Consider the following 25,714-nt stretch of genomic DNA (forward strand, 5'->3'; position numbering starts at 1 on the left):
ATAACGATGTACAGATTATATAGAGAACAACATTTGAATTGTGATATCGAGACCGCATGGAAATTCTTTTCCTCTCCTCATAATTTATCTGAAATAACACCTAAAAGTATGAATTTTGTGGTGCTTTCAGATATACAGGACGAACCTATTTTTGAGGGTATGGAAATAGATTATACCGTCTCTCCGGTATTGGGAATCCCGATGAAATGGAAAACGATTATCAGCCAGGTAAAAGAAGGCAGAAGTTTTACAGATTATCAGAAAGAAGGACCTTATAAGCATTGGAACCATTTTCATGAGTTCATTCCTGATCAGAACGGGGTATTAATGAAAGATACTGTATTTTATGAACTTCCTTTGGGAATTCTTGGAAGGGCTGCTCATGGTTTATTTGTTAAAGAAAAGCTCAAAAACATTTTCGATTTCAGATACAGCGTTCTGAATGATCTTTTTAACCGCAAACATCATTAACATGAATTTCCTGATCGTTTTACTTGTTTTTATTTCCATGGAAGGAGCCACATGGCTTATTCACAGGTATATTATGCACGGTTTTCTATGGAATCTGCATAAGGATCATCATGATCATAGCAACGATGGAAAACTTGAAAGAAATGATCTGTTCTTTTTCATTTTTGCCAGCCCTGCTATTGCTTTGTTATATGCAGGAGTAAGGCAGGAATTCAGTTATCTGTTTTTTGTCGGTTTGGGCATAAGCCTTTACGGGATGGCCTATTTCTTTGTTCATGATATTTTTATTCATCAGAGAGCAAAAGTTTTTACCAAAACAAAGAATCCGTATTTCCTTGCTATCAGGCGTGCCCATAAACAGCACCACAAACATTTGGGGAAAGAAAAAGGAGAGTGCTTCGGCTTTTTGTGGGTTCCTATGATTTATTTTAAAATGTATTTCAATAAAAAATGATGCAATACACTTACATACTGATCAATTTTTTCACCGTCATCATCTGCTTTTTGGCTTCTTTTGACCGTAGGATACAGTTTAATCAACTTTTCCTGAAGTTTTTCATGTCGTCCACTATTGTAGCAGTTCCTTTTATACTATGGGATATATGGTTCACCGCAAAAGGAGTGTGGTGGTTTGATTACCGTTACACATTAGGATTTAAAATAGCAGGGCTTCCTCTGGAAGAATGGCTGTTCTTTTACTGTATTCCTTTTGCTTGTGTTTTTACATACTACTGCCTGGAAAAATTTTTTACATTCAATCGGGCAGACCTCTTTAATAATCTGATTGTTTTTACCTCAGTTATTGTTCTCAGTGTTGTGGGACTTCTTTACTACGACAGGATCTATACTTTGCTGACCATCATTGTAACAGTGCTTACGCTTTCTTATCTGCATTTTATTGCCAAAAAAGAATGGATCGGTAAAGCAAGTTTTGTATATCTGGTTTTGATGCCCGGATTTTTTGCAGTGAATGGAATCCTGACGGGATCTTTTATTCCGTCACCTGTTGTGAACTACAATCCTGGTGACTTTTTAGGCGTCAGAATGGGAACTATTCCTGTTGAAGATGCTGTCTATGGTTACAGTCAGTTTTTACTCAATATTTACTTCTTTAAAAAAATAACTAAAAATGAAAAATAGAATCATTCTTACATTATTACTAAGCTTCGGGCTGTTAAACAGTTTGACTTCCTGTTCTTCCATGCCCGAAAAAGCGCAGCCTGTTGACCAGTTTGATGTGAACCGGTATTTGGGGACATGGTACGAGATTGCCAGATTTGATTATCGCTTTGAAAAAGACCTTGACAATGCAATCGCCCAGTATAGCCTTACTGAAGACGGAAATGTAAACGTAGTCAACAGCGGATATAATTTTAAAAAGGATAAATGGGTTTCTGCCAATGGTACTGCTAAATTCAGAGGAGAAAAAAATGTGGCAGCTCTGAAAGTGAGTTTTTTCGGGCCTTTTTATGCCGGATATAATGTAGTTGCCCTGGAAGAGTACAAATATGCACTGATTGCAGGAAAAAATCTGGACTATCTCTGGATTCTTTCCCGTGAAAAAACTATTCCTGAAAACATAAAGCAGAAATTTATCAGCAAGGCGCAGGAAATAGGGTATGATATCTCTAAACTTATCTGGGTGAAGCAGGATAAGAAAAGTCCTTTTGATAAATAAATTCTCAAATTTAATAAAATCGAAACGTATGCTTAGAATACAGGCTCAATCAAAAATACCCACAGATTACGGACTATTCACTATATATGCATTCTCGGAAAATGAAAAAGACTGGAGTCCGCATTTGGTTCTGGTAGCAGAAAATACAGATTATGATAAGACTGTTAATGTCCGCTTTCATTCTGAATGTATTACAGGAGAAGTTTTTCATTCTAAAAAATGTGAATGCGGTCAGCAGCTTGATGCAGCAATGAAATATATGTCTGAAAAAGGAGGAATGATTGTTTATCTCCGTCAGGAGGGAAGAAATATTGGGATCATCAATAAGCTGAAAGCATATGCACTTCAGGAACAAGGATTAGATACTGTTGAAGCTAATCTCAGACTTGGCTTGCCTGCTGACGGAAGAAATTTTGATGTTGCCGTGGAAATGCTGAATCTGCTGGATGTTAAGGAAATCAATCTGTTAACCAATAATCCTGACAAGATTAAATCTGTTGAGAACAGCAGAATCATTCTCAAAAGCAGGATTCCTTTGGAAATTGATTCCAATGAGATCAATGCAGGCTATCTTGTTAAAAAGAAAGACTATTTTGGTCATTTTTTAGAAAGAATATAATGGACTCGGACAGGCGGAATATTTATTGATCTGTTTAATGCAATAATTATGGAAAAAATACTGCTTACAGGAGCAACCGGCTATATCGGTAAAAGAATGATCAGTGTGATTGCCGCGCAGGGATATAAAGTCGTTTGCTGCTGCAGGGATATCGGTCGTTTTACAAGAGATATGGATATCGACGAACAGTTCATTGAAGTTATTGAAGTTGATTTTCTGAAGCCGGAAACACTTAAAAATATTCCTGAAGATATTGCAGGTGCTTACTATCTGATGCATTCCATGAGCAATACTGCTGATTATGAAGACTCGGAAAAAAAATGTGCCGCCAACTTTTCCGGTTATATTGAGAAGACGCAATGTAAACATATTGTCTATCTTTCGGGGCTGGTAAATGAAAAAGAACTGTCAAAGCATTTGAATTCAAGGTACGAAGTTGAAAAAATTCTGATGGAATGCAGGGTTCCCGCGACAGTTCTTCGCGCAGGAATTATCATTGGGTCAGGAAGTGCATCATTTGAAATTATAAGGGATCTCGTTGAAAAACTGCCCGTCATGGTAGCTCCCAAATGGCTGTATACCCAATGTCAGCCAATAGGAATTGCCAACGTGCTCGATTTCCTGATTTTTGTTTTGTTTAAAGAAGCTGCTTATCAGAAAAATTTTGACATTGGATGTGATGATGTATTGACTTACAAAGATATGCTGTTGCAGTTTGCACAAGTAAGAGGTCTCAAAAGAACGATTTTTACACTGCCTGTAATGACGCCCAGACTGTCTTCGTACTGGCTCTATTTTATTACTTCAACCTCTTATAACCTGGCCAAAGCATTGGTTGGAAGCATGAAGGTAGAGGTGGTCTGCCGTCCTGAAAGTCTTTCTGAGATCAAATTAATTACCGGTGTGCAGCCTTTTTCATATGATACAGCCCTGAAGAGAACCCTTGCAAAAATTCAGGTCAATGAAATCATTTCCAGCTGGAAAGACAGTTTCATCAGCAGCCGTCATGATTCAACTTTGAAAGAATACCGGGATGTACCGAAATACGGTTGTTTTACGGATCTCCGGAGTGAAGAGTATGATGACAGGGAAGCCTGTATGAGCCGGGTTTTTCAGTTAGGAGGAGATTATGGCTGGTATGGGCAGGATCTTTGGAGAATAAGAGGATTTCTGGATAAGCTTGTTGGCGGCCCCGGACTGAGAAGGGGACGCAGGCATCCTTCAGACCTTAAAGATGGAGATGCGTTGGACTTCTGGCGGGTTTTATATGCTGACCGTAAAGAAGGCAAGCTTATATTATTGGCTGAGATGAAACTGCCCGGAGAAGCCTGGCTGATGTTTAAAATTTACAGAAATAAGATCTGGCAAAAAGCTGTATTTCGTCCAAAAGGCCTTTGGGGAAGATTATATTGGTTCATGGTGCTGCCATTTCATGGCTTTATCTTCAAAGGAATGATCAGGACCCTCAGTGGAAAGAAAAAATAAAGTTCTTTCATTTTTAATTTTAAGAATATTTTAACATAATGTCTGTTTTTTAGGCATGAACATTGTTTATTTATATACCAAATACCTAAATATTATATTATGAATAATTCAGATTACAACAAAGCAGAAAATGCAGTAGACCAAACAGAAAACTCATTAAAAAATGCAGCTGATAATGCAAAATGGAAAATTAGTGAATTAGCGGATAAAGCTAAAGATTATATCAATGAAAAAAGAAATAATGATCAGGAAGCAACTCAGGAAGACTGGTTGGACAGAGTAAAATCAAATGTCGCAGATGCGTGGGAAGATATCAAGGATAAGGCAGATGAAGCATGGGAAAGCACGAAGGATGCCGCTGAAGATGTGAAGGCAGAATGGAGGAAAAAAACAAATTAAGGTTAGTTTAAAACAGATGGCCGGAATTTTTAAATTCCGGCCATCTGTTTTGTTTTATGGTTTATTTATAATCTATATTTAAAGAAATAAGATGAGTTTATGATAATGCAATCAATATACAGTTAGTATAAAATCCTGCGCCCCTCAAGTTTTATTATTTTATTATTCACCATTTTTTTTATCGTTCTGATGACGGTTTCAACCCTCAGCCCTGTAAGATCAGCAATTTGCTGACGGGTAAGTTCTATAGGAAAACAGTGCTGGCAGTCTCCGTCATGGTAGCTTTTCAGATAATCCATTACACCTTTCAGCCGTTGAATGGGATCTGCTAATGCCAGATTGCGGACCATTAAATTATTATAATACAGTCTTTGTGATAAACACATGTTCATATCCAGGGAAATATCCGGATTACTTTTAAGCATTTGCATAAAATTATCTTTAGGCATTCTTATAATTTCTGTGATCTGTAAGCTGATGGCATTGGTAGGATATACTTTTTCAATAAAAAGAAGCGGATCTCCAAAACTTTGATTTTTACCTAATATATTATGAATAAATTCTTTTCCATTTTCAGTAAAGGTGTTCAGCTTTACTTTTCCACTGATAATCTGAAAATAATATTGTGAATAATCACCTTCTTTGAAAATAAACTCTTTAGCCTTATAGATGACTTTTTCACCCCCGAACGAGTAAAGGATCTCCTGATCGATATTCATACAGCTTATTGTTTTTTTCATAATTATGGTTTTTCTGAAAATTAGAGAGAATCTTTAAAAATATTGTAATAATTTCAATCATTATGCCATTGCTGTTTTTCTTAAAAAATGTGGTACGAAATCCTTATGCATAAACCTTTAAAAATTACTGTTTTTTCAAATATTGTGAGTATTTTTGAAGCTAAAGTATCCGTAACTAATTATTGATTTTAACTTCTATGATTTTAATTGTTGATGACAACCAAAGTAATCTTTATTCGCTTCAAAAATTACTTGAATCTAAAGATTTCCAGGTTGAAACGGCCAGCTCCGGTGAAGAGGCTCTCGGCAAAGCATTGAAAAATGACTATGCCTTAATTATTTTAGATGTTCAGATGCCTGATATGGATGGCTTTGAAGTTGCAGAAACTCTTGCAGACTACAGTAAAACCAAAGATGTTCCTATTATATTTTTATCCGCTGTTAATACCGATAAAAAATTCATTACCCAAGGTTACGCTTCTGGTGGTAAAGATTACGTAACCAAGCCCGTGGATCCTGAAATTCTTCTGCTTAAAGTGAAAACTTTTTATAATCTCCAGGAGCAGAATATTGCTATGAAAAAAACACAGCAGAATCTGGAACTGGAAGTAAAAGGAAGACGGGAATCTCAGGTGACCATGAAATCCCAGATAGACCATTTTCATCTTATGCTGGAGTCTCTTCCACAGATTGCATTTACTCTGAATGAAGAAGGTGCAGTTGATTTTGTTAATGGTAAGTGGTACCAATATTCAGACAATGAACAGGATTTTCCGGAAACACACCCTGATGATCATAAGATCAGCGAAGAACTGGAAAGATGCAGAAAAAAAGGAAAAGCTCTTGAATTGGAGATCAGAATTAAAAATGTTATTTCGGGCCATTACCGTTATCATTTGCTTAGGATAACCCCTGTATATGATGAACACCGTATTAAAAACTGGGTAGGAACATTTACCGATATTGACGATCAGAAAAAAGTGGAAAAAGAAAAAGATGAATTCTTAAGTATTGCAAGCCACGAATTAAAAACCCCTTTAACCAGTATTAAAGCCTATGTTCAGCTATTGGAAAGAAAGCTGAAATTAGATAAAGACAGCTCCGAAGCAGGATTTGTTACAAAAGTCCAGAGCCAGATTGAAAAGCTGAATACACTCATCACGGATCTTCTTGATGTTTCAAAAATTGAAAACGGAAAACTGAAAATCAATAAAAAGCCGGTGAATCTGGAAAATGTGATCAGTAATGCCATTGAAACCATAAAACAAACCCATGAACGGCAGGTGAAAATTGAACGCCATGGGGTAAAACCTGATATTTTAATTCCCCTGGATGAAATCCGTATCGAGCAGGTGCTGATTAATTTCCTGACCAATGCGATCAAATATTCCCCTCATAATAACCAGGTGATTGTAACTACCTTTGTGGATGAAGAAGCTCAGGAGGTGAGAGTGAATGTTACAGATTTTGGAATCGGAATTCCTGACTTTAAACAGGAGGCCGTATTCAAGAAGTTCTATCGTGTGGAAGAATCTTCACTGCAGTTCCAGGGAATGGGAATCGGTCTGTTTATATGCTCTGAAATCATCAAACAGCACCACGGAAGTGTTGGTGTTTCCAGTATCGTAGATGAAGGTTCTACATTTTATTTTACCTTACCATTAAATTAATTTTCATGCCGAAAAAAATTATACGAAATCTCCAGTTTGGAATAGGTCTTTCGCTTTTGATATTGATAGCCAGTTCGATAGCCTCATACTGGAGTATTCAGAATCAAATGAATCACCGTGAGAGTCTTTCCAAAAGCAGACGTTCTGTGACGGCTGTTAAGGATGTCCTGGTAGCTTTGCTGGATGCAGAAACAGGAAACAGGGGCTATCAGCTGACCGGAAGAGAAGATTTTCTCGAACCCTATAAACGCGGATTAAGAGAATACTCCAAAGCGCTGGTGCTTGCAGAATCATTGGGATTGAAGGATAAAAACCAACAGGAAAGACTTGCCGGATTAAAAGTAGCGGTGAGCCAGGTGATGGATAACCTGAAAAATCTTGTGGAAAACAGACGGAAGGGTATTGTGATGACCCAGCAGCAAATCGTTACCGGTAAAGCTTATATGGACGAGTGCCGTAAAATTGTAAAAGATTTTGTGCAGTATGAAGAGAGTCAGGTTGAAATCAAAAACAAAGATTTAACACGCTCATCAGAAACGACCGTTCTTTTTATTGTTTTTTCTGCACTGGCTGCGGTAGTTGTAACCACATTTTTCTATTTTAAAATGAGGGCAGATCTTATCAGGAGAGATGAGCTGGAAAAAATGCTGAGGGATAAAGATCAGGAAATGACACGCCGTGTAAGTGCTATTCAAAAAATTGCGAACAGAGTAGCCAATGGTGATTACAGCGAGAAAGCTGTAGATAACGCAGAGGATGATCTTGGGGATCTTGTAGAATCCCTGAATCACATGACCGAATCTCTTAAAACATCTTTTGAAAAAATTAATAAAAGCGACTGGCGCCAGAAAGGTCTTGCTTTACTGAATGAATCCCTTGTCGGAAATAAATCAGTAAAAGAAGTTGCCGGCAGGGCTTTACATCAGTTGATTGAATACGGAAACTGTATCAACGGTTCATTATATCTTTTTGACGAAGGTGTCCTGAAGCTCAACAAAGCATTTGGTCTGGAAGCCAATATGAAACAGACTTTTGAGCCGGGTGAAGGAATGGTGGGGCAGGCTTTCATGAATGCTAAAACACAGGTATACAATAATCTTCATGAAGATGATTTTGTAGTAACTTTTGCCAGCAGTACCATTAAGATCTATGGCATCATTCTGATACCTGTTTTTGCAGACGGCCATGCCATAGGAGTCCTGGAATTAGGATCTACCTCTAATTTTGAAGAAGACAGAATCAGCTATTTTGAAGAGTGCAGCATCAATATAGGAATAGCCCTGAATGCGGCAAAAGGAAGAGAAAAAGAACAGCAGCTGCTGGAAGAAACCCAGGCACAGTCTGAAGAATTACAGGTACAGCATTCTGAGCTTGAAAACCTCAATACTGAACTGGAAGCACAAACGCAGAAGCTTCAGGCTTCAGAAGAAGAATTGAAGGTACAGCAGGAAGAGCTGATGCAGGCCAATGCCGAATTGGAGGAACGCTCACGATTGCTGGAAGAAAAGAATCATTTGATTGCTGAACGTAATAATGAGATTCAGAAAAAAGTAGAGGAACTGGCACTCAGCACCAAATACAAGTCTGAATTTTTAGCCAATATGTCTCATGAACTTCGTACACCGCTTAATTCAATCCTTCTGTTATCGCGGTTAATGGCAGAAAATCCGGATGAAAACCTTAACGAAGACCAGGTGGAATCTGCCAAAGTTATTCAAAGTTCAGGAACAAGCTTATTAACGTTAATAGATGAAATTCTTGACCTGGCCAAAATAGAATCCGGTAAAATGACCCTGGAATATCAGGAAGTCGTTATTGAAGAAATTGTAAAAGATCTGAAGAGTTTGTTTAATCCTGTATTTCAGGAAAAAGCCCTTCCTTTCAATATAGAAATTGATTCAAACGTACAGCCTGTTATTGAAAGTGACCGTCTCAGAATAGATCAGGTATTAAGAAACCTGTTGTCCAATGCTTTAAAGTTTACAACAAAAGGAAGCATCAGTTTATTGATCAAAAAACATTCTGAAAAACCTGATTTTATTATATTTTCAGTAAAAGATACCGGTGTCGGAATAGCTGAGGATAAGCAGAAAATTATCTTTGAAGCATTCCAGCAGGCTGACGGATCTACAAAAAGAAAATTTGGAGGTACAGGTCTGGGACTTTCAATAAGCCGCGAAATTGCAAGACTTTTAGGAGGTGAGCTTGTTCTGAAAAGTGAACTCAATAAAGGAAGTGAATTCAGCTTCATTATTCCTGTGCATCAGGTCACTGAAGTTGTTTATTCCGAAACGGATCAGGATCTGGTGGAAATTATACGGGAAGATGTTGAAGAAATTCAGAATATCCTTGATGAAGGAGAAACTGTTAAAAAGAATACGTTGGAAATTCCTGAAGATGTGGAGGACGACAGAGAGAATATTCAGGAAGGGGACAAAATCATCCTTATCATTGAAGATGATACCAATTTTGCAAAAGCTCTATTGAAATATGCCCGCTTACAGAACTATAAAGGGGTAGTGGTCGTAAGAGGAGATTATGGTCTTTCAGCGGCTCAGAAATATCATCCGCATGCTATTTTACTGGATATTCAGCTTCCTGTAAAAGATGGCTGGGAAGTCATGGACGAGTTGAAGTCTGATCCTCAGGTAAAACACATTCCGGTACATATGATGTCTGCCCTGCATGTGAAAAAAGAAAGCCTGATGAAAGGAGCGGTAGACTTTATCAATAAGCCTGTGGCTCTGGACAAAATGACGGATGTATTCAGGAAAATTGAAGAGGCATTACAAAAAGGACCTCAAAAAGTTTTAATTGTCGAAGAAAATGCCAAACATGCCAGCGCATTGTCTTATTTCCTGAGCAATTTTAATATTTCCTTATCTGTGGAACATAATGTGGAGGATAGTGTAAAAGCACTTACTTCAGACCTTGTCGACTGTGTAATTCTGGACACCGGAAGTGCAAAAGGAAATGATTATCACGTCATAGAATCAATCAAAAGCTATGAGGGACTGGAAAATCTACCGATCATTATTTTTACGGAACATCATTTGTCTAAAGAAGAAGAACTAAAAATAAAGCAATATGCAGATTCTATTGTTGTAAAAACTGCACATTCCTATCAAAGAGTTTTAGATGAGGTTGGTTTATTCTTACATTTGGTGGAAGAAAAAAACAGTTCGGCCGAAGGTAATACAGGCAGAATGCTGGGTTCTTTAACAGAAGTCCTGAGTGGTAAAAAAGTACTCATTACTGATGACGATGTCCGCAATATTTTTTCTTTAACGAAAGCCCTGGAAAAATATAAAGTTGAGGTCATTGTAGCCATGGATGGAAAACATGCTTTGGAGCAAATCAGCCACAATCCGGATATCGATGTTATTCTGATGGATATGATGATGCCGGAGATGGATGGCTATGAGACAATAAAGGAAATAAGAAAAATGCCGGCATTTAAAAAACTGCCTATTATAGCTATTACTGCTAAGTCAATGATCGGAGAAAGGGAGAAATGTATTACAGCAGGAGCTTCAGACTATATTTCAAAACCAGTCGATATAGATCAGCTATTATCACTCCTTCGTGTTTGGTTGTATGAAAGTTAAACAGATAAAATTCTGATGAATAAGAAAATTTTAATCGTGGATGATGACCCACGCAATATATTTGCTTTAAAACTAACCCTTAAAGCCCGTGGATATACAGTGGAATCATGTACAATGGCACAGGATGCCCTGGAAATGATGAAGTCTGATCCTCAGTTTTCCGTTGTTCTTATGGACATGATGATGCCTGGCATAGACGGATATGAAGCTGTAAGAATGATAAGGGATACTCAGGAAATCAAACATGTTCCGGTGATTGCTGTCACCGCACAGGCAATGCCCGAAGACCGCCAGAAATGTCTGGAAGCCGGAGCTGATGATTACGTAACAAAACCCATTGATGTGGATCTTTTAATAACGGCAATAGAAAAACTTTCATAGATGCTGGAACCAAGTATCATAAAAGATGAAGAAGTAGAATATCTCATCAGAGATGTGTATGACAGGTATGGCTATGACTTTTCGGGTTATAGCAGGGCTTCATTTAAAAGAAGAGTTAACCGTATATGTCTTTTAGACAGGTTTACCAGTTTTGCAGAGCTCAGATACACTGTGATGAATGATACAGAGTACTTAAAACGTTTTGTTGAAGAAGTTACAGTAAATGTTACGGAAATGTTCCGGGATCCTTCTTTTTTTAAAGCACTGCGGGATAATATATTGCCTCAGTTGGGAACCTATCCGCTCATCAGGGTCTGGATTGCAGGATGTTCAACAGGTGAAGAGGCATATTCTATAGCCATTCTGCTGAAAGAAGCCGGTCTTTACAGTAAGTCTCTGATTTATGGAACCGATTTGAACCCCGCTGTTCTTGAAACAGCCAGAGCTGGTATTTTCCCTTTGCAGCAGATGAAACTGTATTCGGAAAACTACATGCTTTCAGGCGGATTAAAAGACTTTTCAGATTATTATACTGCCAATTATGATAGTGTACGATTTGATAAAAGCTTACAGGAAAAACTGATTTTATCAACACATAACCTTGTGTCAGACAGCTCTTTCAATAGTTTTCAGCTGATTGTGTGCAGAAATGTACTGATTTATTTCGACAGAGAACTTCAGGAAAGAGTATTCAGACTTTTTGATAACAGCCTGGAAAATTTAGGTTTTCTCGCATTGGGAGCAAAAGAAACCCTTCGGTTTTCTGCTATCGACAAAAATTACCATCAGGTTGAAGATCAGAAAATCTGGAAAAAAATTGATCACCACTAGTAATGAGCGGAATGAAACCACAAACCAATACAGAGTTAATTGTTATCGGCGGATCAGCAGGAAGTTTGCAGGTCATCATAGAAATGATCAAAAACCTGGATCATACCATCCCTGTTCCCATTGTACTGGTGATGCATCGTAAAGCTCAATCGGGAGATATTCTGCGTACTTTACTGCAGCAGTTTACCAGAATACCTGTCATAGAGGTTGAAGATAAAACGGAAGTTCATAATAACACCATATATATTGTTCCCGCAGACTATCATTTGTTGTTTGAGAACACACAATGGATGTCATTGGACAGCTCGGAAAAAATGAATTATTCCCGTCCCTCTATAGATGTTACTTTCAGGTCTGCAGCAGAAATTTATGGGGAAAATCTGATCGGTATCCTTTTATCGGGAGCTAATGCCGATGGAGTAGAAGGCTTAAGTTATATTAAAAAAAATAACGGGCAGGTATGGATTCAGGATCCGGAAACAGCAGAAGTGGAATTTATGCCGAAACATGCCATAGAAGAAATTGAATATGATTTAATTATCACGCCCGCCGGTTTAGCGGATTATATAAAACAATTATAATATTTCAGAATAGAATAATCTACATAATATGAGTAAAAAGAAGATTTTAATTTTTGATGATGAAGCGGCTATCTTAGAAGTGATCACCATCATATTTGAAGAAAACGGGTATGATGTCAAAATCTCAGAGACTTCACACGATATCCTTGAGAAAGTGGCAGACTATCAGCCGGATGTTATTCTGATGGATAACTGGATTCCTAAAATAGGAGGGGTAGAAGCTACAAAACTTCTCAAAAGCACCGAGGAATTTAAACATATTCCGGTCATTTATGTTACAGCCAATAATGATATTGTTGCTTTGGCCTCAGAAGCAAAAGCTGATGATTATGTCTCAAAACCTTTTAATCTTGATGATCTGGAAGCAATGGTTGCGAAACATTTGAAAGAACAGGTATAATATCCGGTTACGTTAAAAAATAAAAGATCTCTCAGGCTTTGAGAGATCTTTATTCTTTTTCCAGTGCTCTGATGATCTGTCCCTTTGTTAAAGAGTGGGTATTCACATCATGGATGAGAGAAGCCAATAAAAGGTACAGTTCAGGATTTCCCATGACAGCATCCGAAAATGTTTTCACCAGAATTAATTTTCGGGAAACAATATTTTGGGCAGTAATATACTCACTGCTGACATTGATTTCTATATTCAATTCCTTTTTTATAGTTAAACTGAAGTATTTATCAATAAAATTTTTATCTCTTACCAAATCTATTGGTTCGGTTTCTATATGATCCATACGCTTATTTTACTCCTGTCTATTTTCCAACAATTATTATACCGTGTTATATCGTAATACCACACAACGATTGATTGGAAAACTTTGATAACCAAAATGATCAGATTATCATTTCTTTTTATTCCTGGTTTGGATAAGATAAAAAACAGAGTATTATGCAGGAAATACCCGTTCACCATTGTTCACAGAATCTATTCTATTTGCTTTAATTTTGTTTATATATGAGGTGAATTTAGTATATTTGTAAACTATTTAACAGAAATGAATTACACGCTTATTAAAGATTATATAGACCTGCTGGAAGAGTTTGAAACTGAAGTCAGTAATAGCCCGGAGTCTTATCCGGTAACTATTCAGGGCTTTAAAGCATGGATTTCTGGTAAAGGGAATATTGAAGAACATCACCCTGAAGAGCCCTACTGGGAAGGCAAGGAGAACGGAAGAACGCCGGAGAGTGCCATCAGTACATTACTTGTTCATCTTAACCGGTATGCAAAAACCTATTCAAAGTCTGCCATCTCACATTCTGAATTTTCTACTCAGGAAGATTTTATTTATCTGATTAATCTTAAAGCTTTCGGGGAAATGACAAAAATGGCGCTTATCAAAAAAAATATCCATGATAAGCCGGTAGGGATGCTTATTATCGCCAGGCTTTTGCGCCAGGGACTTATAGAACAGACAGATTCTGATGTAGATAAACGCAGTAAATTAATCCGTATTACCGAACGAGGATTAAAGGTCCTGGAAAATCAAATGGAAAAAATCCGTCAGGCTACCAATATCGTTGCCGGAAATCTCAACCACTACGAGAAAATGGAACTGATCCGTATTCTTAATAAGCTGGATCGCTTTCATTATCCTATTTTTTCGCGGAACATCAATCCTGATGAGCTGATCAATACGGTGTATGATGAGTATGTATTTAAGGGTTCTTAATATTTAAAAGTGATAGTTAACCGAACCTTATTTTTATAATTAATTCCTTCATTCACCTTAATAAAATTACTGGATCTGATGTGTGATTTGCAAGAAAATAAAAACCAAACAGACTGTGGGATGAGTAATGTTTTTGAAAATTATCTGTCCTCAACAGGAGGATTATCACCCAATGAAGTCAACTTTTCTTTGCAGTTCTTTAAACCGGTTCACTTAAAAAAGGGTGATTTTTTTATTCATGAAGATGAAATCTGCCGTTATATTGGATTTATTGCCAGTGGCGCTGTAAAAGCATATGCTACCGATAAAGAAGGTAAGGAAAATATAACCTGCTTCAAGTTTGAAAATGAATTTGTCACCTCGTTTTCCGGGTTTATAGCGCAGGAGAAATCCGGAAAAAGCTTCAGGGCTGTAGAAGATAGCATAATCTATAGCATAAGTTATCCAGACTATCAGCAGTTGCTGGAAAAGGTGGCTGCTCTGAACGGAGTTACAAAATCGGTGATAGAGCAGGAGTATATTCAAAAGGAACGTTATCTTCTGAATTACAATAATAAATCCGCTGTAGACAAATACCGTCATGTCTTATCTGATGAACCGATGCTCGTAAAACGGATATCGACACAGGATCTGGCTTCATACCTTGGAATTACACAGCGATCACTTACCCGGGCGAAAGGACAAATCCACAGACCTGGCATATTATAGGACAAATGTCCTTATGCCATACTGGTCGGTAATGTAGATTTGCAGAAAAAAAATTATGCTACGTCAAATTGCTCCTGAAGTATTCCATATTCCACTCATGCCGCGAAACAGTATCAATTGCTATATTATTGAAGGTGTTCTGGTAGACTCGGGAATACGAAGTTCGTACACAACCATAAAGAAAATCCTGCAGAAATTCCCTGTTCATCAACATGTACTAACCCATGCCCATGCAGACCACCAGGGCTGCAGCGATCATATATGTGCAGAATTCAATATACCCCTGCTCTGCCATCCCAATGAAGTTTTCAGGACTGAAACAGGTCTCGTAACCAACGACTATCCGGCTCCGCAGCATTGGCTGGCAAAGCTTCAGCAAAAATACTGGGCGGGTCAGGGACATAAAGTAGGGCAGACCATCGTTGAAAACGATAAAATCGGAAATTTTCAGGTAATAGAAACCCCAGGACATGCGGGAGGTCATATTTCCTTGTTTCGAGAGCAGGATGGATTACTGATCATTGGGGATGCCGCTACCAATATGAACCTGCTTACGACAGTGCCGGGGCTTCGGCTTCCTCCCAATATGTTCACCACGGATCAGCAGCGCAATATCAAATCGCTTCAGAAACTGGCAGAATTGAATCCGGCTACTATCTGCTTTGGTCACGGACCGGTCTTACAAAATACAGATCGACAGTTTGAGAAATTTGTAAAGACTTTAAAAAATGATCAGAGTTAAATGGTTTAAAGAAAACCGTTTAACTTTTCTACCACATTAGCCCAAAGCCTGTCTTTCATATTTTTTTTGAAAAAACCGAAATGATCAATTTTTTTCAATCCTAATTCCGAAGGAACTAATTTTGTGAAGGTGATCTCTTTTTTACTTTCAATATGCTGCCAGTACGTTTCTGTGTTCTTCTGGCTTGAAATGGTCTCATCCGTAGTCCAGAATAAATGAACTATGCAGTACCAGGTTTATGTATCATGATTTTGAAAGTTATCCAGCTTTTATTCAGGTGTATATTTCATGACAATATAATTACCGGGATCTTCGGCAGAGGTATTTTTTACTTCCAAAAATCCTGTTTTTCTATATAAATTGTACGCTTTGTCATTTCCGGGTGTAACTTCCAGGAAAATTTCAATATCATTAAACTGTCTGCCTGCTTCATGAATAACAGCTTCAATCAATCCCTGACCAATATTCTTTCCCTGGAACTCTCTTTTTACATACATTTGGTAAAGAGTACCTGAGTTTTCGTCACTTTTAACAAAAGCACAGATGCCTATCAGCAAATCATTTGAGAATGCACCCACTACAAATTTTCCAAAAGTCTGTTCTTCAATGTCGTTTTCCATCTGAAATTTTTCAATTTTACTGGCTTCCTGATAGGTTGCGCAAAATGACTCAGGAAACTGTTCCAGACTTTCCAGACGGATGGCCCGATATGCCTTACTTTCTTCAGGAAGAAGTTGGCGATAGCTGATATTCATACTGATAAGATTTTTCATAAGATCAATATACAAATATGGAGATAATTTTGTTTGTCAAAATAACTTATCAAAAATTATAAAACAACCTTATCTGCTTGTAACAAATTTCGTTTCAGGTAGTCTTATTAGAATAAAGCATATACTTTTTGACAGAAAGTTCATAAAAGCAGTCTTTAAATGGTAAAAAGTGTTTGTTTAAATGAGAAATATTACAATATTTTATCTGAATGTTACATTTTTGCGAAATAACCTGTTTATTTCACAATGAACATGATAATTTATGTATATTTATAACACTGATTGGGGAATAATATTAGAATAACGATAGAAAATTATCAACTTATTATTAAGTAAGTGAATAGGTAGATATGTAGATATACAGGGAAAAGTGTGCTGATGAGAAAAATTAATGTAATCATTTTTAAAAATAAAACGATCAACTCAAAGGCTATCAAAGAGATAATAGCCTTTACAATCTTCATGGGGCTGATTCTGGTTATGTTTTCATGTTATAAGGAAACTGATAATACAGACCAGAAAAATTTTGATGTATCTCTGTTAACTCAAAGCTCTGAGCTTCAGCTATCTGGTGAATATGAGGCTTTTGTTAAGCTTAATAAAGAATATCTGAATAAAGCGGCAAAATTAAAATATACAGCAGGAAAAGGACTTTGCTATCTGAATATGGCAGGCGTAAATGTTTCTGCAGGAAATTATGAAAAAGCCCGTTTTTTTTTCAATAAAGCAGAAAAAGATCTGATTAATTCCGGAAATGCTTACCATAAAGCAGCATTCTATGATGATTACAGTCTCTATTATTCTCATCTCAAATTAAACGATAAGGCTATAGAATGCAACAACAAGGCATTTTATTATCTCAAACAGACTGAAAAAACAAAGCTTAGCCAAAAACTTCTACCCAGACTTTATGTAAACAAAGGAATTTACTATGCATGGAAAGGATGGCTGGGAACTTCTCTGAAATGCTTTACAAAAGCAAATGTGTTGGAAAATTCGGCGTACACCAATTGTATGGTGGCACAATACTATTTATTTACTCATAAACCTGATTCTGCCGGTATATACATCAGCAAAGCAGATGAAAAAATGATCAGTCAGAAAACTACAGATGTGGAATCTCTTTGGGTGTATTATACAATGGGATACTATTATAATGAAATTGAAAATAGCGAACAGGCTGAAAAAGCACTAAAAAAAGCACTGGAAATAAATATTAAGACAAGACGGACCTATTCTTCACATATCAAAGAAGTTTATAAATCACTTGCAGAATTATATAAGAAAAAAAATGACGGAGGGAAGGCCTATTTTTATCTGAAGAAATATATGGAAGAGGAGGGAAGATTTGATGCGGAACGATTTACCGTTATGAACAAAGCTACCGAAGATTTTATTTCGGAAATGAAGCAGGAATCGGACTGGCATAAAAATGATCTTCCGTTGTTTATTGCACTGTCTATCACAGTACTTACTATTTCAGGAGTATATGTTCGAAAGATGATTAACAAATTACAAAAGAAGAAGAATACTTTAAAAGAACAAACCGACGCACTGAAAAATCATGTCCAGACAAAACAGCTTCAGGAGGTGACTGAGCTTGCTAAAAGAAATGATTCTTCTTTCTTGCTGAAATTTAAAGAGCTCTTTCCTGAATTTATTAAATCGCTGCTGGCGATCAATCCGGATCTTGAAAATTCAGAACTGGCTTTCTGTGCAATGCTGAAATTACGTTTTTCATCCAAAGAGATTGCAGATTATACTTTTGTACAGCATAAATCTGTTCAACAAAAGAAATACAGGATCAGAAAAAGGCTGAATATTCCCGGAGAAACAGATATTTACGATTTTTTTGATAACCTGGCAGAATAAAGAAATACATCACAATAAAAGCAGAATGATTCTGTTTTATGAAAAGATTTATTGTTGATCTCAGCAGAAATAACCATTGAGAATTTTAAAATTATACAGACTGTTTTTTCTCCGGAGAGATCATTATTTAATCATAATATATACATGAATTTAGCTTAATTAGAGAGACATATGATGCGTATTTTTCTTTTTGTGTTACTTTTTGTTTTAGTTTCGTGCCATTCCCATTCAAAGAAAGAGGCTGAAAAGAAATTTGACGTTGCTTTACTGAGACAGAATGAAAAGTTTAGGCTTGGTGGAGAATATGATTCACTCATTAGTCTTAATAAAAGATATTACAAACAGGCCGATAAAATGAATTATCCGGATGGGAAGGCACTGTGCTATATCAATCTGGCAGAGCTTAATATATCGCTTGAAAATTTCCAGAAGGCGCAGATCCTTTTTGATAATGCAAAGGAAATTCTGGATGATTCGGAAGACAACCTGCACAAGGCAAGATTCTATAACGTGTATGGCCGCTTCAATGTAGAGCTTCGAAGGCTTGATAAAGCTTTTCAGTATAATAATGAAGCAATGAGTCTTATCAGGAAAAGTGATCATTCCCCGCTTAAAGACGATATCCTTTTCAGTATTTATTTCAGACAGGCTATTTATCTTGTTCAAAAAAAGGAATACCAAAAAGCACTGGGGTATTTTCATAAAGCAAAACGGCTGGACGATACAGGTCTTGCAGATTGTGCAATAAGCGATTATATCTATATGCATAAAGACAAAGATTCTGCATATAAGTATATAACCATTGCTTATAATAAAGCCAATCTAAGAGGTAAAGAAGATGGAATTGCCCTCTATGCCAATACTATTTTGGGGGAATATTTTCTTTATGATAAACAATATGATAAGGCGGAACAGGCTCTGATTAAAGCATTGAAAATCAATGATAAAACAAAACGTATCTATGTTTATTATGGTAAGTATATCTATAACGATCTAAGAATGTTATATGAACGTACCGGAGATAAAGAGAAGGCCTATTTTTATTTGAAAGCCTATACAGAGGCTTTCGACAGAACCAACACCTCTTTGCTGGCTACCATTAATCAGGATATGGAGTCTTTTATTACAGTCACCCAACAGGATGCGGATCAGCATAAAAGCAAAATATACTGGATTATTTCCCTGTCGTTTTTGGGGCTTTGCCTGCTGGGGGTATATGCCTGGAGAATTAGTATTGCCTTGAGAAAACGAAAAAAAATTCTTGCCCGGGAAGCTGAAAATCTGAAAATAAGAATAAATGACAATAAGCAGGAGGAAATTATAGAACTTGGTAAAAAGAATGATCCTGAGTTTCTGGATCGTTTTAAAGAAACCTATCCCGAGTTTATCCCTCAGCTTTTTATGATTAACCCCAATCTTGAAAATTCCGAACTGGTTTTCTGTGCAATGCTTAAATTACATTTTTCTTCTAAAGAAATAGCAAACTATACGATGGTTCAGCATAGAAGTATTCAGCAGAAAAAATACAGGATCAGAAAAAAATTGAATATTCCCGGGGATACAGATATTTATCATTTCTTTGATACCTTACAATAATCCAAAAAAAAACTGTCTGATTCATCAGGTCAGACAGTACTCGAAATATTCTCTTTTCACCACCCGGTTTTTTTTAGTGGTCTCAGTGCTCAAATATGAAAATTTTTGACGGAAACATGAAAAAATACGATACTACACGGATACTACATGTTATATTTTTGATTTTAAACATCTGATATTTAAGTAATTATGATATTTTCTTAATTTATTAATCCTTTCATGAAAAACAGCAGTAGTTCTTTGGAAGTTTCTCCTTTTTTATACTGTATTCCTGATTATTTCTCTTTTTTTCTTCCTCTTTTTAGTTGATTTTCAATATGTTTTTTTATCCGTTTTTTAGGTTAGAATTGTATTCATTCTTACTTATAAAAAACAGAATTTAGCAAGACAAAATTGAGCGTAAAATATAATTGATTGATAATTAATTAATTGTAAGTCCTGATGTATATGAGTAGTATCATTTATTTTTGTTTTTTATTGGGAATATACAAGTTTTGTGAAGTGATTTGTTGTGAATTTTTCATCATTGATTTTATTTTGTTGAACTTATGATAATACTTAAGTGGATTGATCAGAATCCAAAAATGATCTTTTGATAAAAATGAGCTACCTATACTCATACAACCAAAGTAATTTTAAATAAATCTATGAAAAAAAGAATTTTATTCGTTTGTGCATTAGCATCTTGTTTTACGGTTTTCAATGCTCAGAGATGGGAATCTGTCTCACAGAAAACTTCACAGATAAGAGAAGGAGTAGAAGTACAACATTCTTACAGAGTGGACCTGAAATCCCTTCGCGAAATGCTGAGAAATGCTGAAGAAACCGGGAAAGGAGCAACACCAGTTATTATTTCTTTACCTACGGTTGAAGGGAAAATTGAAAAGTTTGCTGTCTATAGCAATCCAGTGATTGATAAATTCCTGGCCGAAAGATATCAGCTTGGGTCATATGTAGGAGTGGGCGTAGATGATCCGTCTAAATATTTGAGATTCAGTACCTCTCCCTATGATATGCAGTCTATGATCATTAAAAATGGTATATTTCAGTTTATAGAACCAATAAGTGCTGATAAACAGACTTACGGTGTATTCTATAAATCAAAGAATGAAGGAGAGCACGGCTTTAAATGTGATACAGGAGAACATGATTTTAAGAGTATTAATAAATTGGTAGAGAATGGTAAAAAAATGCTTTCAGGAGTGGGGATTGCCAGCAGACCTACCAATACGAAATACAGAGATTTTAGAATGGCATTGTCCGTTACAGGAGAATACAGCCAATATCAGTTAACAGCGGCAGGAACTCCGGCCAATGCGACCGACGACGTAAAAAAAGGCGTTGTACTGGCCGCCATGAATAATACCATGACCCGCATAAACGGGGTTTTTGAACGGGATTTCGGAGCCCATTTAACGGTTCAGAATATTCCGGATATCATCTATCTTGATCCGGCAACAGATCCTTATACAGGGAACTTGAATCTCCAGCTGCAACAAACCCTTACCTCTGTAGTGGGAAATGCCAACTATGATATCGGCCATGTTCTTAATCAGAATGCTGAGAGAAGCGGAAACGCAGGAGGAATCGGAATTGTCTGCATCGATCCGGCGACTAATACTGAAATAAAAAAAGGTTCCGCTTACACCCAGGGACCTGTTCCGGTGGGGGAAGTTTTTGATTTTACGGCAGCTCATGAAATGGGACATCAGTTGGGAGCTAATCACACATTTTCAAATACTTCTGTCACAGATGCCAATCAGGGTGCCAATGTAGAGCCCGGAGGAGGGACTACTATTATGGGCTATGCCGGGATTACCTATGATAATGTTCAGGCTAATGCTGACGGATATTTTCATTATAAATCCATTGATCAGGTATTAACTAATTTAGAAAGTAAAGTGAATTGCGGAGCCTCTCAAAATATTATCAACAATACTGCTCCAGCCATTAATCCTTTAGCTGCTTATAGTATTCCTAAAGGAACTGCTTATTATCTTGAAGCTTCAGCTACAGATGCTGAAAATGATTCTGTGAACTATACCTGGGAACAGAATGACAGTACAGATGAATTTTCTACCATTTCCGGCGACAGCGGATGGGGATACAATCCAAAAGGAGCTTTGACAAGATCAGTTCCCGGAACAGCAAACGGAAGAAGGTATTTTCCCAACTTTGCAAGTGTGATGAATGGAATCCTGACAGACAAACAGAGATGGGAAACAGTATCATATATCCCGCGAACATTGAACTATGCGGTAACGGTACGGGATCTGAACGCTCAGCGTCCCATGGTTTCAAGCTCAACAACTACAGTGACTGTAGGGAATGACGGGCCATTCAAATTCAATGGACTGACCACATCTTCAGTATTGTATAATGATGCAGTAAATACAATCTATTGGGAGGTTGCCAATACAAATGCTGCCCCTTATAATACAGCGAGCGTGAAAATAGATTATACTACAGATAACGGTGCAACCTGGACAAATCTTGTAGCTGCAACTCCAAACACCGGAAGCTATAGTGCACAAATGCCGGGTAATGTAAGCGGAGCAGTAAAATTAAGAGTGTCAGCTGTAGGGAATATCTTTTATGCAGTGTCTCCTGCTGTTACTGTGGGAAGTGCACCTACTTCAACTGCATCAGCACCTACAGGAGTTTCCACGATAGATACTGAGATTTTCAAAACAACAGCAAGGGTATCCTGGAATAGTGTTCCCGGAGCTGCTTACTCTGTTAATTACAGAAAAGCAGGAACAGCCAGCTGGTCTAATGTTGTAAGTCAGGCAAATTCTGTAGTTTTGAATAATTTAGAAGATGAAACCAATTACGAAGTTCAGGTAGCAGCTGTGGTAAATTCAGTTCCCGGAACTTTCTCTAATAATTATACATTTAAAACAAAAGGATTAAAGACAGGAGCTGATTACTGCCTTTTAAATTCAGGTTCACCTTATGTAGGAACCATCTTAAAAGTTACCGTTGCGAATCTTGATTATAGTGATCTTACAGCAAAATCCTATAAAGATTTAAGCGAAGATCTTACTAAAGTTGTTAACTTGACACAAGGCAGTACCTATACGCTTACACCTAGAATAGGGAATTTGTTGCAAAACGGACTTCCGGTAAATGTATCTGCCTGGATTGATTACAATAGAAACGGAGTATTTGAATCTACAGAAAGGGTAGGACAGACTTCAGCGACAACAAATGCAGGTAATATAGGATTACCAGGTTTTAACTTCACCGTTCCTGCTACCACTTACTCCGGAGATAAGACATTAAGAATGAGAGTCGTTGGTAAATTCGCAACGAGTGCCCTGAATAGCGTATGTGGTGAGTTGGCAAGCCAGGCTGGAGGTATTATGGATCTTCCTGTGAAAATTACCGCGAGTACACTTGCCGTGAGAGAAACGGTAGATACAAAATCATCAGAGGTTTCTGTTTATCCTAATCCTGCAGATACATTTGTAGAAGTGAAAAACCTTAAAGGTAAAGGCGACTATAAAATCTACAGTGCGGATGGAAGACTTGTTCAGGAAGGTAAGATTGACGGAAAAATCAATGTAGCTTCTCTGGTCAAAGGAATGTATGTGATTACAATAAAAGATGATAAAAATACTTATAATACCAAATTGATCAAGAAATAACACATATGAACCTCCGCACCCGGATCTAAAAGCGGAGAGAAAAAGAGTTTATTAAACTTAAAAAGGCTGTCTCTGGATTGGAGGCAGCCTTTTGTTTTACTTATGAAGCCAGGTGACTGTTAAAAAAATCAAGCATGGTAGTTAATGATTTTTCAGAATGCATCCGTTCTCCGTTTTCAAGGGATTCCTGTGTGGCAGCGGCAGCTCTCTTACGCATGTGGTGTTCGTAGGCGCAGATAGCTTCCTTTACAGTAGTATAATTGTTATCTGTTAAATGCTCGCTCAGTTCCAGGGCATCCAGCATCGCCATATTGGCGCCTTCTCCTGCAAAAGGAGGCATCACATGTGCTGCGTCACCAATCAGAGTCAGGTTAGGCTGTGTTTCCCAGGTCTGATCCAGGGGCATAGAGTAAATCAGACGTGGAATAAAAGGAGTCATTGCATTTTCAAACAATTCTTCCCAGATAGAAGCCCATTCGGAATATTCTGTTTTGAACCATTTCAGCATCTGCGCCTGATCAGAGAAATCAAGACCGCTGGTGGCAGGCCAGTTTTCATCAGCTTTAAAGCTTGCATAAAATCCGAGATCCCCATTGCCTTTTTGCCCCATTAAAATATTTTGAGAATTTCCGAATGCCATTATTTTTCCACCTTTAATCAATGCATCAATCTGAGGTGCATTTTCTTTTGAAACATTTCCTTCCAGCATAATGATTCCGGAGTAAACAGGTTTATGGGTATGGAGATACGGACGGATTTTAGAATTGGCACCATCTGAAGCAATCACAATATCAGCATACACTGATTTCCCGTTTTTAAAATGAAGCAGCCAGCCTTCATTTTGAGGTTCCATAGAAAGAAAATGACTGTCCCAGATTACCGTTTCAGGATGCAAAGATTCTAACAGCATATTTCGTAACGGGCCGCGGTCTATTTCAGGACGGAAATGTTCATGACCAAAATCCTCTTCAGGTTTCGTCTCGTGATCATTAAAAAATATTTCTGCCTTTTCATTCATGATCAGTGTTCTGTCTGCGCCGGGACGGAAAACCTGTTTAAACTCTTCCAGAAGTTCCGCTTTACGGATGGCTACCAAACCTGAATCTTCATGCATATCGAGTGGAGAACCCTTTACGCGTGCATTTTTGTTGAAGTCTCTTTCATATACTTTTACATCTGCGCCTTTCAATTGTAAAAGTCTTGCCAGTGTAAGTCCTGCCGGACCGCCACCAACGATTGCTATTGATTTATTGTCTATCAGCATTGTTGATTTAAATTTTACATGGCAAATTTATCTTCCTTTCAACACGGATAATAGTACAAATCGGTCGTTTTTATTTTTGGATAATTCTTTGGGTGCAACCCCGGAAAACTTCTTTACTTCTTTGATAAAATGATTCTGGTCTGTATAATTGAGTTCCGGGAAAAGTCTCCCTTGGGCAATGTGTTCCAATGATGCTCTGAAACGCAAAATAGTAGAATAGGCTTTTAATGACAGGCCAAGCTGTTTGGTAAAGTACCGGTTAATCTGTCTGCTGCTCCAGCCTGTTTTTTCAGAAAGTTCCTGCACGCTCATTTCTCCTTTTGAGGCATATACCAGCTCAAAAAGTTTTCGTTTTCTTTCATCTACTTTCAGTGGAAGCAGTTCTTTTATTTTTTGGGTTGCTTTCGTACAGCAATGGCTGAAATCCTTTATATCATCAGCTTTAAAATTCCAGAAATCAGGAGAAAGCTCTTTTCCGATATTCAATAAATCAGCAATGGAGGTATTCAGAATGTATTCAACTGCAAGAGGTTTGAAACTTACAACAAAAGTAGCCATACGGGGAGCTATAAACCTTTGCTCAGGATAGGTTTCCAATCCGAGAAGCGTAACATGAAAAGGTTCTGTAGCCGACTGTGAGAAAAATAAATCAATTCTTCCATCCGGAATGATAACCACTTCCTTAGCTTCATCCGAAAGGTTCTGAAAAGTGCCCAGATTTTCAACGAAATCTGCAATCTCTTTATCAGGCTCGATGAAGTTATAAGTGAAATCAGTATCCATAATTGTGGCCTCTTTAGCTGCTTTGGTTAAGAAAATTACACAATTTGTTATAAATGGCAAAGTAATGTACAATTACTTATGGTTCGATAATAAACTATTCAATTGGATATTCCTTTTGAAATATAGACTTCTAGTTACGGTTTTCCGTAAGTTGGGCCTGTATTTTTTATTTAATATTGCCTGATAA

General features: G+C 37.3%; 24 protein-coding genes. 19 read left to right on the forward strand and 5 right to left on the reverse strand.

Annotation, left to right across the window (positions count from 1 at the left end):
- The first annotated feature begins 6 nt into the window (after positions 1-6).
- From FFS26_RS03355 to FFS26_RS03385, 7 genes are all read left to right on the forward strand, one after another.
- Positions 7-471, forward strand: coding sequence for an SRPBCC family protein (locus tag FFS26_RS03355; RefSeq protein ID WP_110009707.1), 465 nt, complete (start codon positions 7-9; stop codon positions 469-471).
- Between the two features lies 1 nt (position 472).
- Positions 473-925, forward strand: a complete 453-nt coding sequence (locus FFS26_RS03360; protein WP_110009708.1) for a sterol desaturase family protein — start codon at positions 473-475, stop codon at positions 923-925.
- Entirely contained in the window at positions 922-1,611 is a 690-nt protein-coding gene (locus FFS26_RS03365) for a lycopene cyclase domain-containing protein (protein ID WP_110009709.1), read from the forward strand. The genes FFS26_RS03360 and FFS26_RS03365 overlap by 4 nt, the downstream gene beginning before the upstream one ends.
- The gene (locus tag FFS26_RS03370; RefSeq protein ID WP_137904279.1) at positions 1,601-2,149 is read left to right on the forward strand and encodes a lipocalin family protein; all 549 of its coding nucleotides are present in this window, start codon (positions 1,601-1,603) and stop codon (positions 2,147-2,149) included. The genes FFS26_RS03365 and FFS26_RS03370 overlap by 11 nt, the downstream gene beginning before the upstream one ends.
- A gap of 28 nt (positions 2,150-2,177) precedes the next feature.
- Positions 2,178-2,768, forward strand: coding sequence for a GTP cyclohydrolase II (gene ribA, locus FFS26_RS03375; protein WP_110009711.1), 591 nt, complete (start codon positions 2,178-2,180; stop codon positions 2,766-2,768).
- A gap of 48 nt (positions 2,769-2,816) precedes the next feature.
- Positions 2,817-4,253, forward strand: a complete 1,437-nt coding sequence (locus FFS26_RS03380) for an SDR family oxidoreductase (protein ID WP_137904280.1) — start codon at positions 2,817-2,819, stop codon at positions 4,251-4,253.
- A gap of 99 nt (positions 4,254-4,352) precedes the next feature.
- Entirely contained in the window at positions 4,353-4,652 is a 300-nt protein-coding gene (locus FFS26_RS03385) for a hypothetical protein (RefSeq protein ID WP_137904281.1), read from the forward strand.
- 122 nt (positions 4,653-4,774) lie between these two features.
- Here the strand turns inward: FFS26_RS03385 and FFS26_RS03390 are convergent, their stop codons facing one another.
- Positions 4,775-5,392, reverse strand: coding sequence for a Crp/Fnr family transcriptional regulator (locus tag FFS26_RS03390; protein ID WP_228406490.1), 618 nt, complete (start codon positions 5,390-5,392; stop codon positions 4,775-4,777).
- 197 nt (positions 5,393-5,589) lie between these two features.
- Between FFS26_RS03390 and FFS26_RS03395 the strand changes: the two genes are divergently transcribed.
- The 6 genes from FFS26_RS03395 to FFS26_RS03420 are packed head-to-tail and all read left to right on the forward strand — an operon-like array spanning position 5,590 to position 12,863.
- Positions 5,590-7,062 (forward strand): response regulator, encoded by a 1,473-nt coding sequence (locus FFS26_RS03395; protein ID WP_110009714.1) that lies wholly within the window; start codon positions 5,590-5,592, stop codon positions 7,060-7,062.
- A 5-nt stretch (positions 7,063-7,067) separates the two neighbouring features.
- Complete coding sequence (locus FFS26_RS03400) at positions 7,068-10,670, forward strand: response regulator (RefSeq protein ID WP_110009715.1); 3,603 nt, start codon at positions 7,068-7,070, stop codon at positions 10,668-10,670.
- A 15-nt stretch (positions 10,671-10,685) separates the two neighbouring features.
- Positions 10,686-11,051, forward strand: coding sequence for a response regulator (locus FFS26_RS03405; protein ID WP_171006230.1), 366 nt, complete (start codon positions 10,686-10,688; stop codon positions 11,049-11,051).
- A complete protein-coding gene (locus tag FFS26_RS03410; RefSeq protein WP_110009717.1) occupies positions 11,052-11,882 on the forward strand; it encodes a CheR family methyltransferase in 831 nt (276 codons plus the stop codon).
- A 2-nt stretch (positions 11,883-11,884) separates the two neighbouring features.
- On the forward strand, positions 11,885-12,463 hold the full coding sequence (locus FFS26_RS03415) for a chemotaxis protein CheB (RefSeq protein ID WP_228449380.1): 579 nt from the start codon (positions 11,885-11,887) through the stop codon (positions 12,461-12,463).
- A gap of 28 nt (positions 12,464-12,491) precedes the next feature.
- Positions 12,492-12,863, forward strand: a complete 372-nt coding sequence (locus FFS26_RS03420) for a response regulator (RefSeq protein WP_047422842.1) — start codon at positions 12,492-12,494, stop codon at positions 12,861-12,863.
- A gap of 49 nt (positions 12,864-12,912) precedes the next feature.
- On the opposite strand, the gene FFS26_RS03425 is transcribed toward FFS26_RS03420, so the two are convergent.
- On the reverse strand, positions 12,913-13,200 hold the full coding sequence (locus FFS26_RS03425; protein WP_110009718.1) for a hypothetical protein: 288 nt from the start codon (positions 13,198-13,200) through the stop codon (positions 12,913-12,915).
- Positions 13,201-13,461: 261 nt separating this feature from the next.
- On the opposite strand from FFS26_RS03425, the gene FFS26_RS03430 reads away from it, so the two are divergent.
- The 3 genes from FFS26_RS03430 to FFS26_RS03440 all read left to right on the forward strand — a co-directional run bounded on the left by FFS26_RS03430 (position 13,462) and on the right by FFS26_RS03440 (position 15,589).
- On the forward strand, positions 13,462-14,139 hold the full coding sequence (locus tag FFS26_RS03430) for a MarR family winged helix-turn-helix transcriptional regulator (protein WP_110009719.1): 678 nt from the start codon (positions 13,462-13,464) through the stop codon (positions 14,137-14,139).
- Positions 14,140-14,259: 120 nt separating this feature from the next.
- Positions 14,260-14,847 (forward strand): Crp/Fnr family transcriptional regulator, encoded by a 588-nt coding sequence (locus FFS26_RS03435; protein WP_110009720.1) that lies wholly within the window; start codon positions 14,260-14,262, stop codon positions 14,845-14,847.
- Between the two features lie 55 nt (positions 14,848-14,902).
- The gene (locus FFS26_RS03440) at positions 14,903-15,589 is read left to right on the forward strand and encodes an MBL fold metallo-hydrolase (protein WP_110009721.1); all 687 of its coding nucleotides are present in this window, start codon (positions 14,903-14,905) and stop codon (positions 15,587-15,589) included.
- 269 nt (positions 15,590-15,858) lie between these two features.
- Here the strand turns inward: FFS26_RS03440 and FFS26_RS03445 are convergent, their stop codons facing one another.
- The gene (locus tag FFS26_RS03445) at positions 15,859-16,362 is read right to left on the reverse strand and encodes a GNAT family N-acetyltransferase (protein ID WP_228406492.1); all 504 of its coding nucleotides are present in this window, start codon (positions 16,360-16,362) and stop codon (positions 15,859-15,861) included.
- Between the two features lie 378 nt (positions 16,363-16,740).
- Between FFS26_RS03445 and FFS26_RS03450 the strand changes: the two genes are divergently transcribed.
- The 3 genes from FFS26_RS03450 (at position 16,741) to FFS26_RS03460 (ending at position 23,480) form a co-directional block, all read left to right on the forward strand.
- A complete protein-coding gene (locus FFS26_RS03450; RefSeq protein ID WP_137904282.1) occupies positions 16,741-18,234 on the forward strand; it encodes a tetratricopeptide repeat protein in 1,494 nt (497 codons plus the stop codon).
- 171 nt (positions 18,235-18,405) lie between these two features.
- Positions 18,406-19,830: a tetratricopeptide repeat protein gene (locus FFS26_RS03455; RefSeq protein ID WP_137904283.1), complete on the forward strand. Its 1,425-nt coding sequence runs from the start codon at positions 18,406-18,408 to the stop codon at positions 19,828-19,830.
- Positions 19,831-20,477: 647 nt separating this feature from the next.
- Positions 20,478-23,480, forward strand: a complete 3,003-nt coding sequence (locus FFS26_RS03460; RefSeq protein WP_110009724.1) for a reprolysin-like metallopeptidase — start codon at positions 20,478-20,480, stop codon at positions 23,478-23,480.
- A gap of 100 nt (positions 23,481-23,580) precedes the next feature.
- Here FFS26_RS03460 and FFS26_RS03465 read toward each other — a convergent pair whose 3' ends face one another.
- Positions 23,581-24,744: an FAD-dependent oxidoreductase gene (locus FFS26_RS03465; RefSeq protein WP_137904284.1), complete on the reverse strand. Its 1,164-nt coding sequence runs from the start codon at positions 24,742-24,744 to the stop codon at positions 23,581-23,583.
- A 27-nt stretch (positions 24,745-24,771) separates the two neighbouring features.
- Complete coding sequence (locus FFS26_RS03470) at positions 24,772-25,527, reverse strand: helix-turn-helix domain-containing protein (RefSeq protein WP_137904285.1); 756 nt, start codon at positions 25,525-25,527, stop codon at positions 24,772-24,774.
- Between the last annotated feature and the right edge of the window lie 187 nt (positions 25,528-25,714).

This window comes from Chryseobacterium sp. 2VB (assembly GCF_005503635.1).
GTDB classification, from domain to species: Bacteria; Bacteroidota; Bacteroidia; order Flavobacteriales; family Weeksellaceae; genus Chryseobacterium; species Chryseobacterium cupriresistens.

Bases quoted from the DNA above. Each gene is read 5' to 3' on its own strand.
- FFS26_RS03355 (WP_110009707.1), top strand. From the start codon at position 7: ATGTACAGATTATATAGAGAACAACATTTGAATTGTGATATCGAGACC.
- FFS26_RS03360 (WP_110009708.1), top strand. From the start codon at position 473: ATGAATTTCCTGATCGTTTTACTTGTTTTTATTTCCATGGAAGGAGCC.
- FFS26_RS03365 (WP_110009709.1), top strand. From the start codon at position 922: ATGATGCAATACACTTACATACTGATCAATTTTTTCACCGTCATCATC.
- FFS26_RS03370 (WP_137904279.1), top strand. From the start codon at position 1,601: ATGAAAAATAGAATCATTCTTACATTATTACTAAGCTTCGGGCTGTTA.
- ribA (WP_110009711.1), top strand. From the start codon at position 2,178: ATGCTTAGAATACAGGCTCAATCAAAAATACCCACAGATTACGGACTA.
- FFS26_RS03380 (WP_137904280.1), top strand. From the start codon at position 2,817: ATGGAAAAAATACTGCTTACAGGAGCAACCGGCTATATCGGTAAAAGA.
- FFS26_RS03385 (WP_137904281.1), top strand. From the start codon at position 4,353: ATGAATAATTCAGATTACAACAAAGCAGAAAATGCAGTAGACCAAACA.
- FFS26_RS03390 (WP_228406490.1), bottom strand. From the start codon at position 5,392: ATGAAAAAAACAATAAGCTGTATGAATATCGATCAGGAGATCCTTTAC.
- FFS26_RS03395 (WP_110009714.1), top strand. From the start codon at position 5,590: ATGATTTTAATTGTTGATGACAACCAAAGTAATCTTTATTCGCTTCAA.
- FFS26_RS03400 (WP_110009715.1), top strand. From the start codon at position 7,068: ATGCCGAAAAAAATTATACGAAATCTCCAGTTTGGAATAGGTCTTTCG.
- FFS26_RS03405 (WP_171006230.1), top strand. From the start codon at position 10,686: ATGAATAAGAAAATTTTAATCGTGGATGATGACCCACGCAATATATTT.
- FFS26_RS03410 (WP_110009717.1), top strand. From the start codon at position 11,052: ATGCTGGAACCAAGTATCATAAAAGATGAAGAAGTAGAATATCTCATC.
- FFS26_RS03415 (WP_228449380.1), top strand. From the start codon at position 11,885: ATGAGCGGAATGAAACCACAAACCAATACAGAGTTAATTGTTATCGGC.
- FFS26_RS03420 (WP_047422842.1), top strand. From the start codon at position 12,492: ATGAGTAAAAAGAAGATTTTAATTTTTGATGATGAAGCGGCTATCTTA.
- FFS26_RS03425 (WP_110009718.1), bottom strand. From the start codon at position 13,200: ATGGATCATATAGAAACCGAACCAATAGATTTGGTAAGAGATAAAAAT.
- FFS26_RS03430 (WP_110009719.1), top strand. From the start codon at position 13,462: ATGAATTACACGCTTATTAAAGATTATATAGACCTGCTGGAAGAGTTT.
- FFS26_RS03435 (WP_110009720.1), top strand. From the start codon at position 14,260: ATGAGTAATGTTTTTGAAAATTATCTGTCCTCAACAGGAGGATTATCA.
- FFS26_RS03440 (WP_110009721.1), top strand. From the start codon at position 14,903: ATGCTACGTCAAATTGCTCCTGAAGTATTCCATATTCCACTCATGCCG.
- FFS26_RS03445 (WP_228406492.1), bottom strand. From the start codon at position 16,362: ATGAAAAATCTTATCAGTATGAATATCAGCTATCGCCAACTTCTTCCT.
- FFS26_RS03450 (WP_137904282.1), top strand. From the start codon at position 16,741: ATGAGAAAAATTAATGTAATCATTTTTAAAAATAAAACGATCAACTCA.
- FFS26_RS03455 (WP_137904283.1), top strand. From the start codon at position 18,406: ATGATGCGTATTTTTCTTTTTGTGTTACTTTTTGTTTTAGTTTCGTGC.
- FFS26_RS03460 (WP_110009724.1), top strand. From the start codon at position 20,478: ATGAAAAAAAGAATTTTATTCGTTTGTGCATTAGCATCTTGTTTTACG.
- FFS26_RS03465 (WP_137904284.1), bottom strand. From the start codon at position 24,744: ATGCTGATAGACAATAAATCAATAGCAATCGTTGGTGGCGGTCCGGCA.
- FFS26_RS03470 (WP_137904285.1), bottom strand. From the start codon at position 25,527: ATGGATACTGATTTCACTTATAACTTCATCGAGCCTGATAAAGAGATT.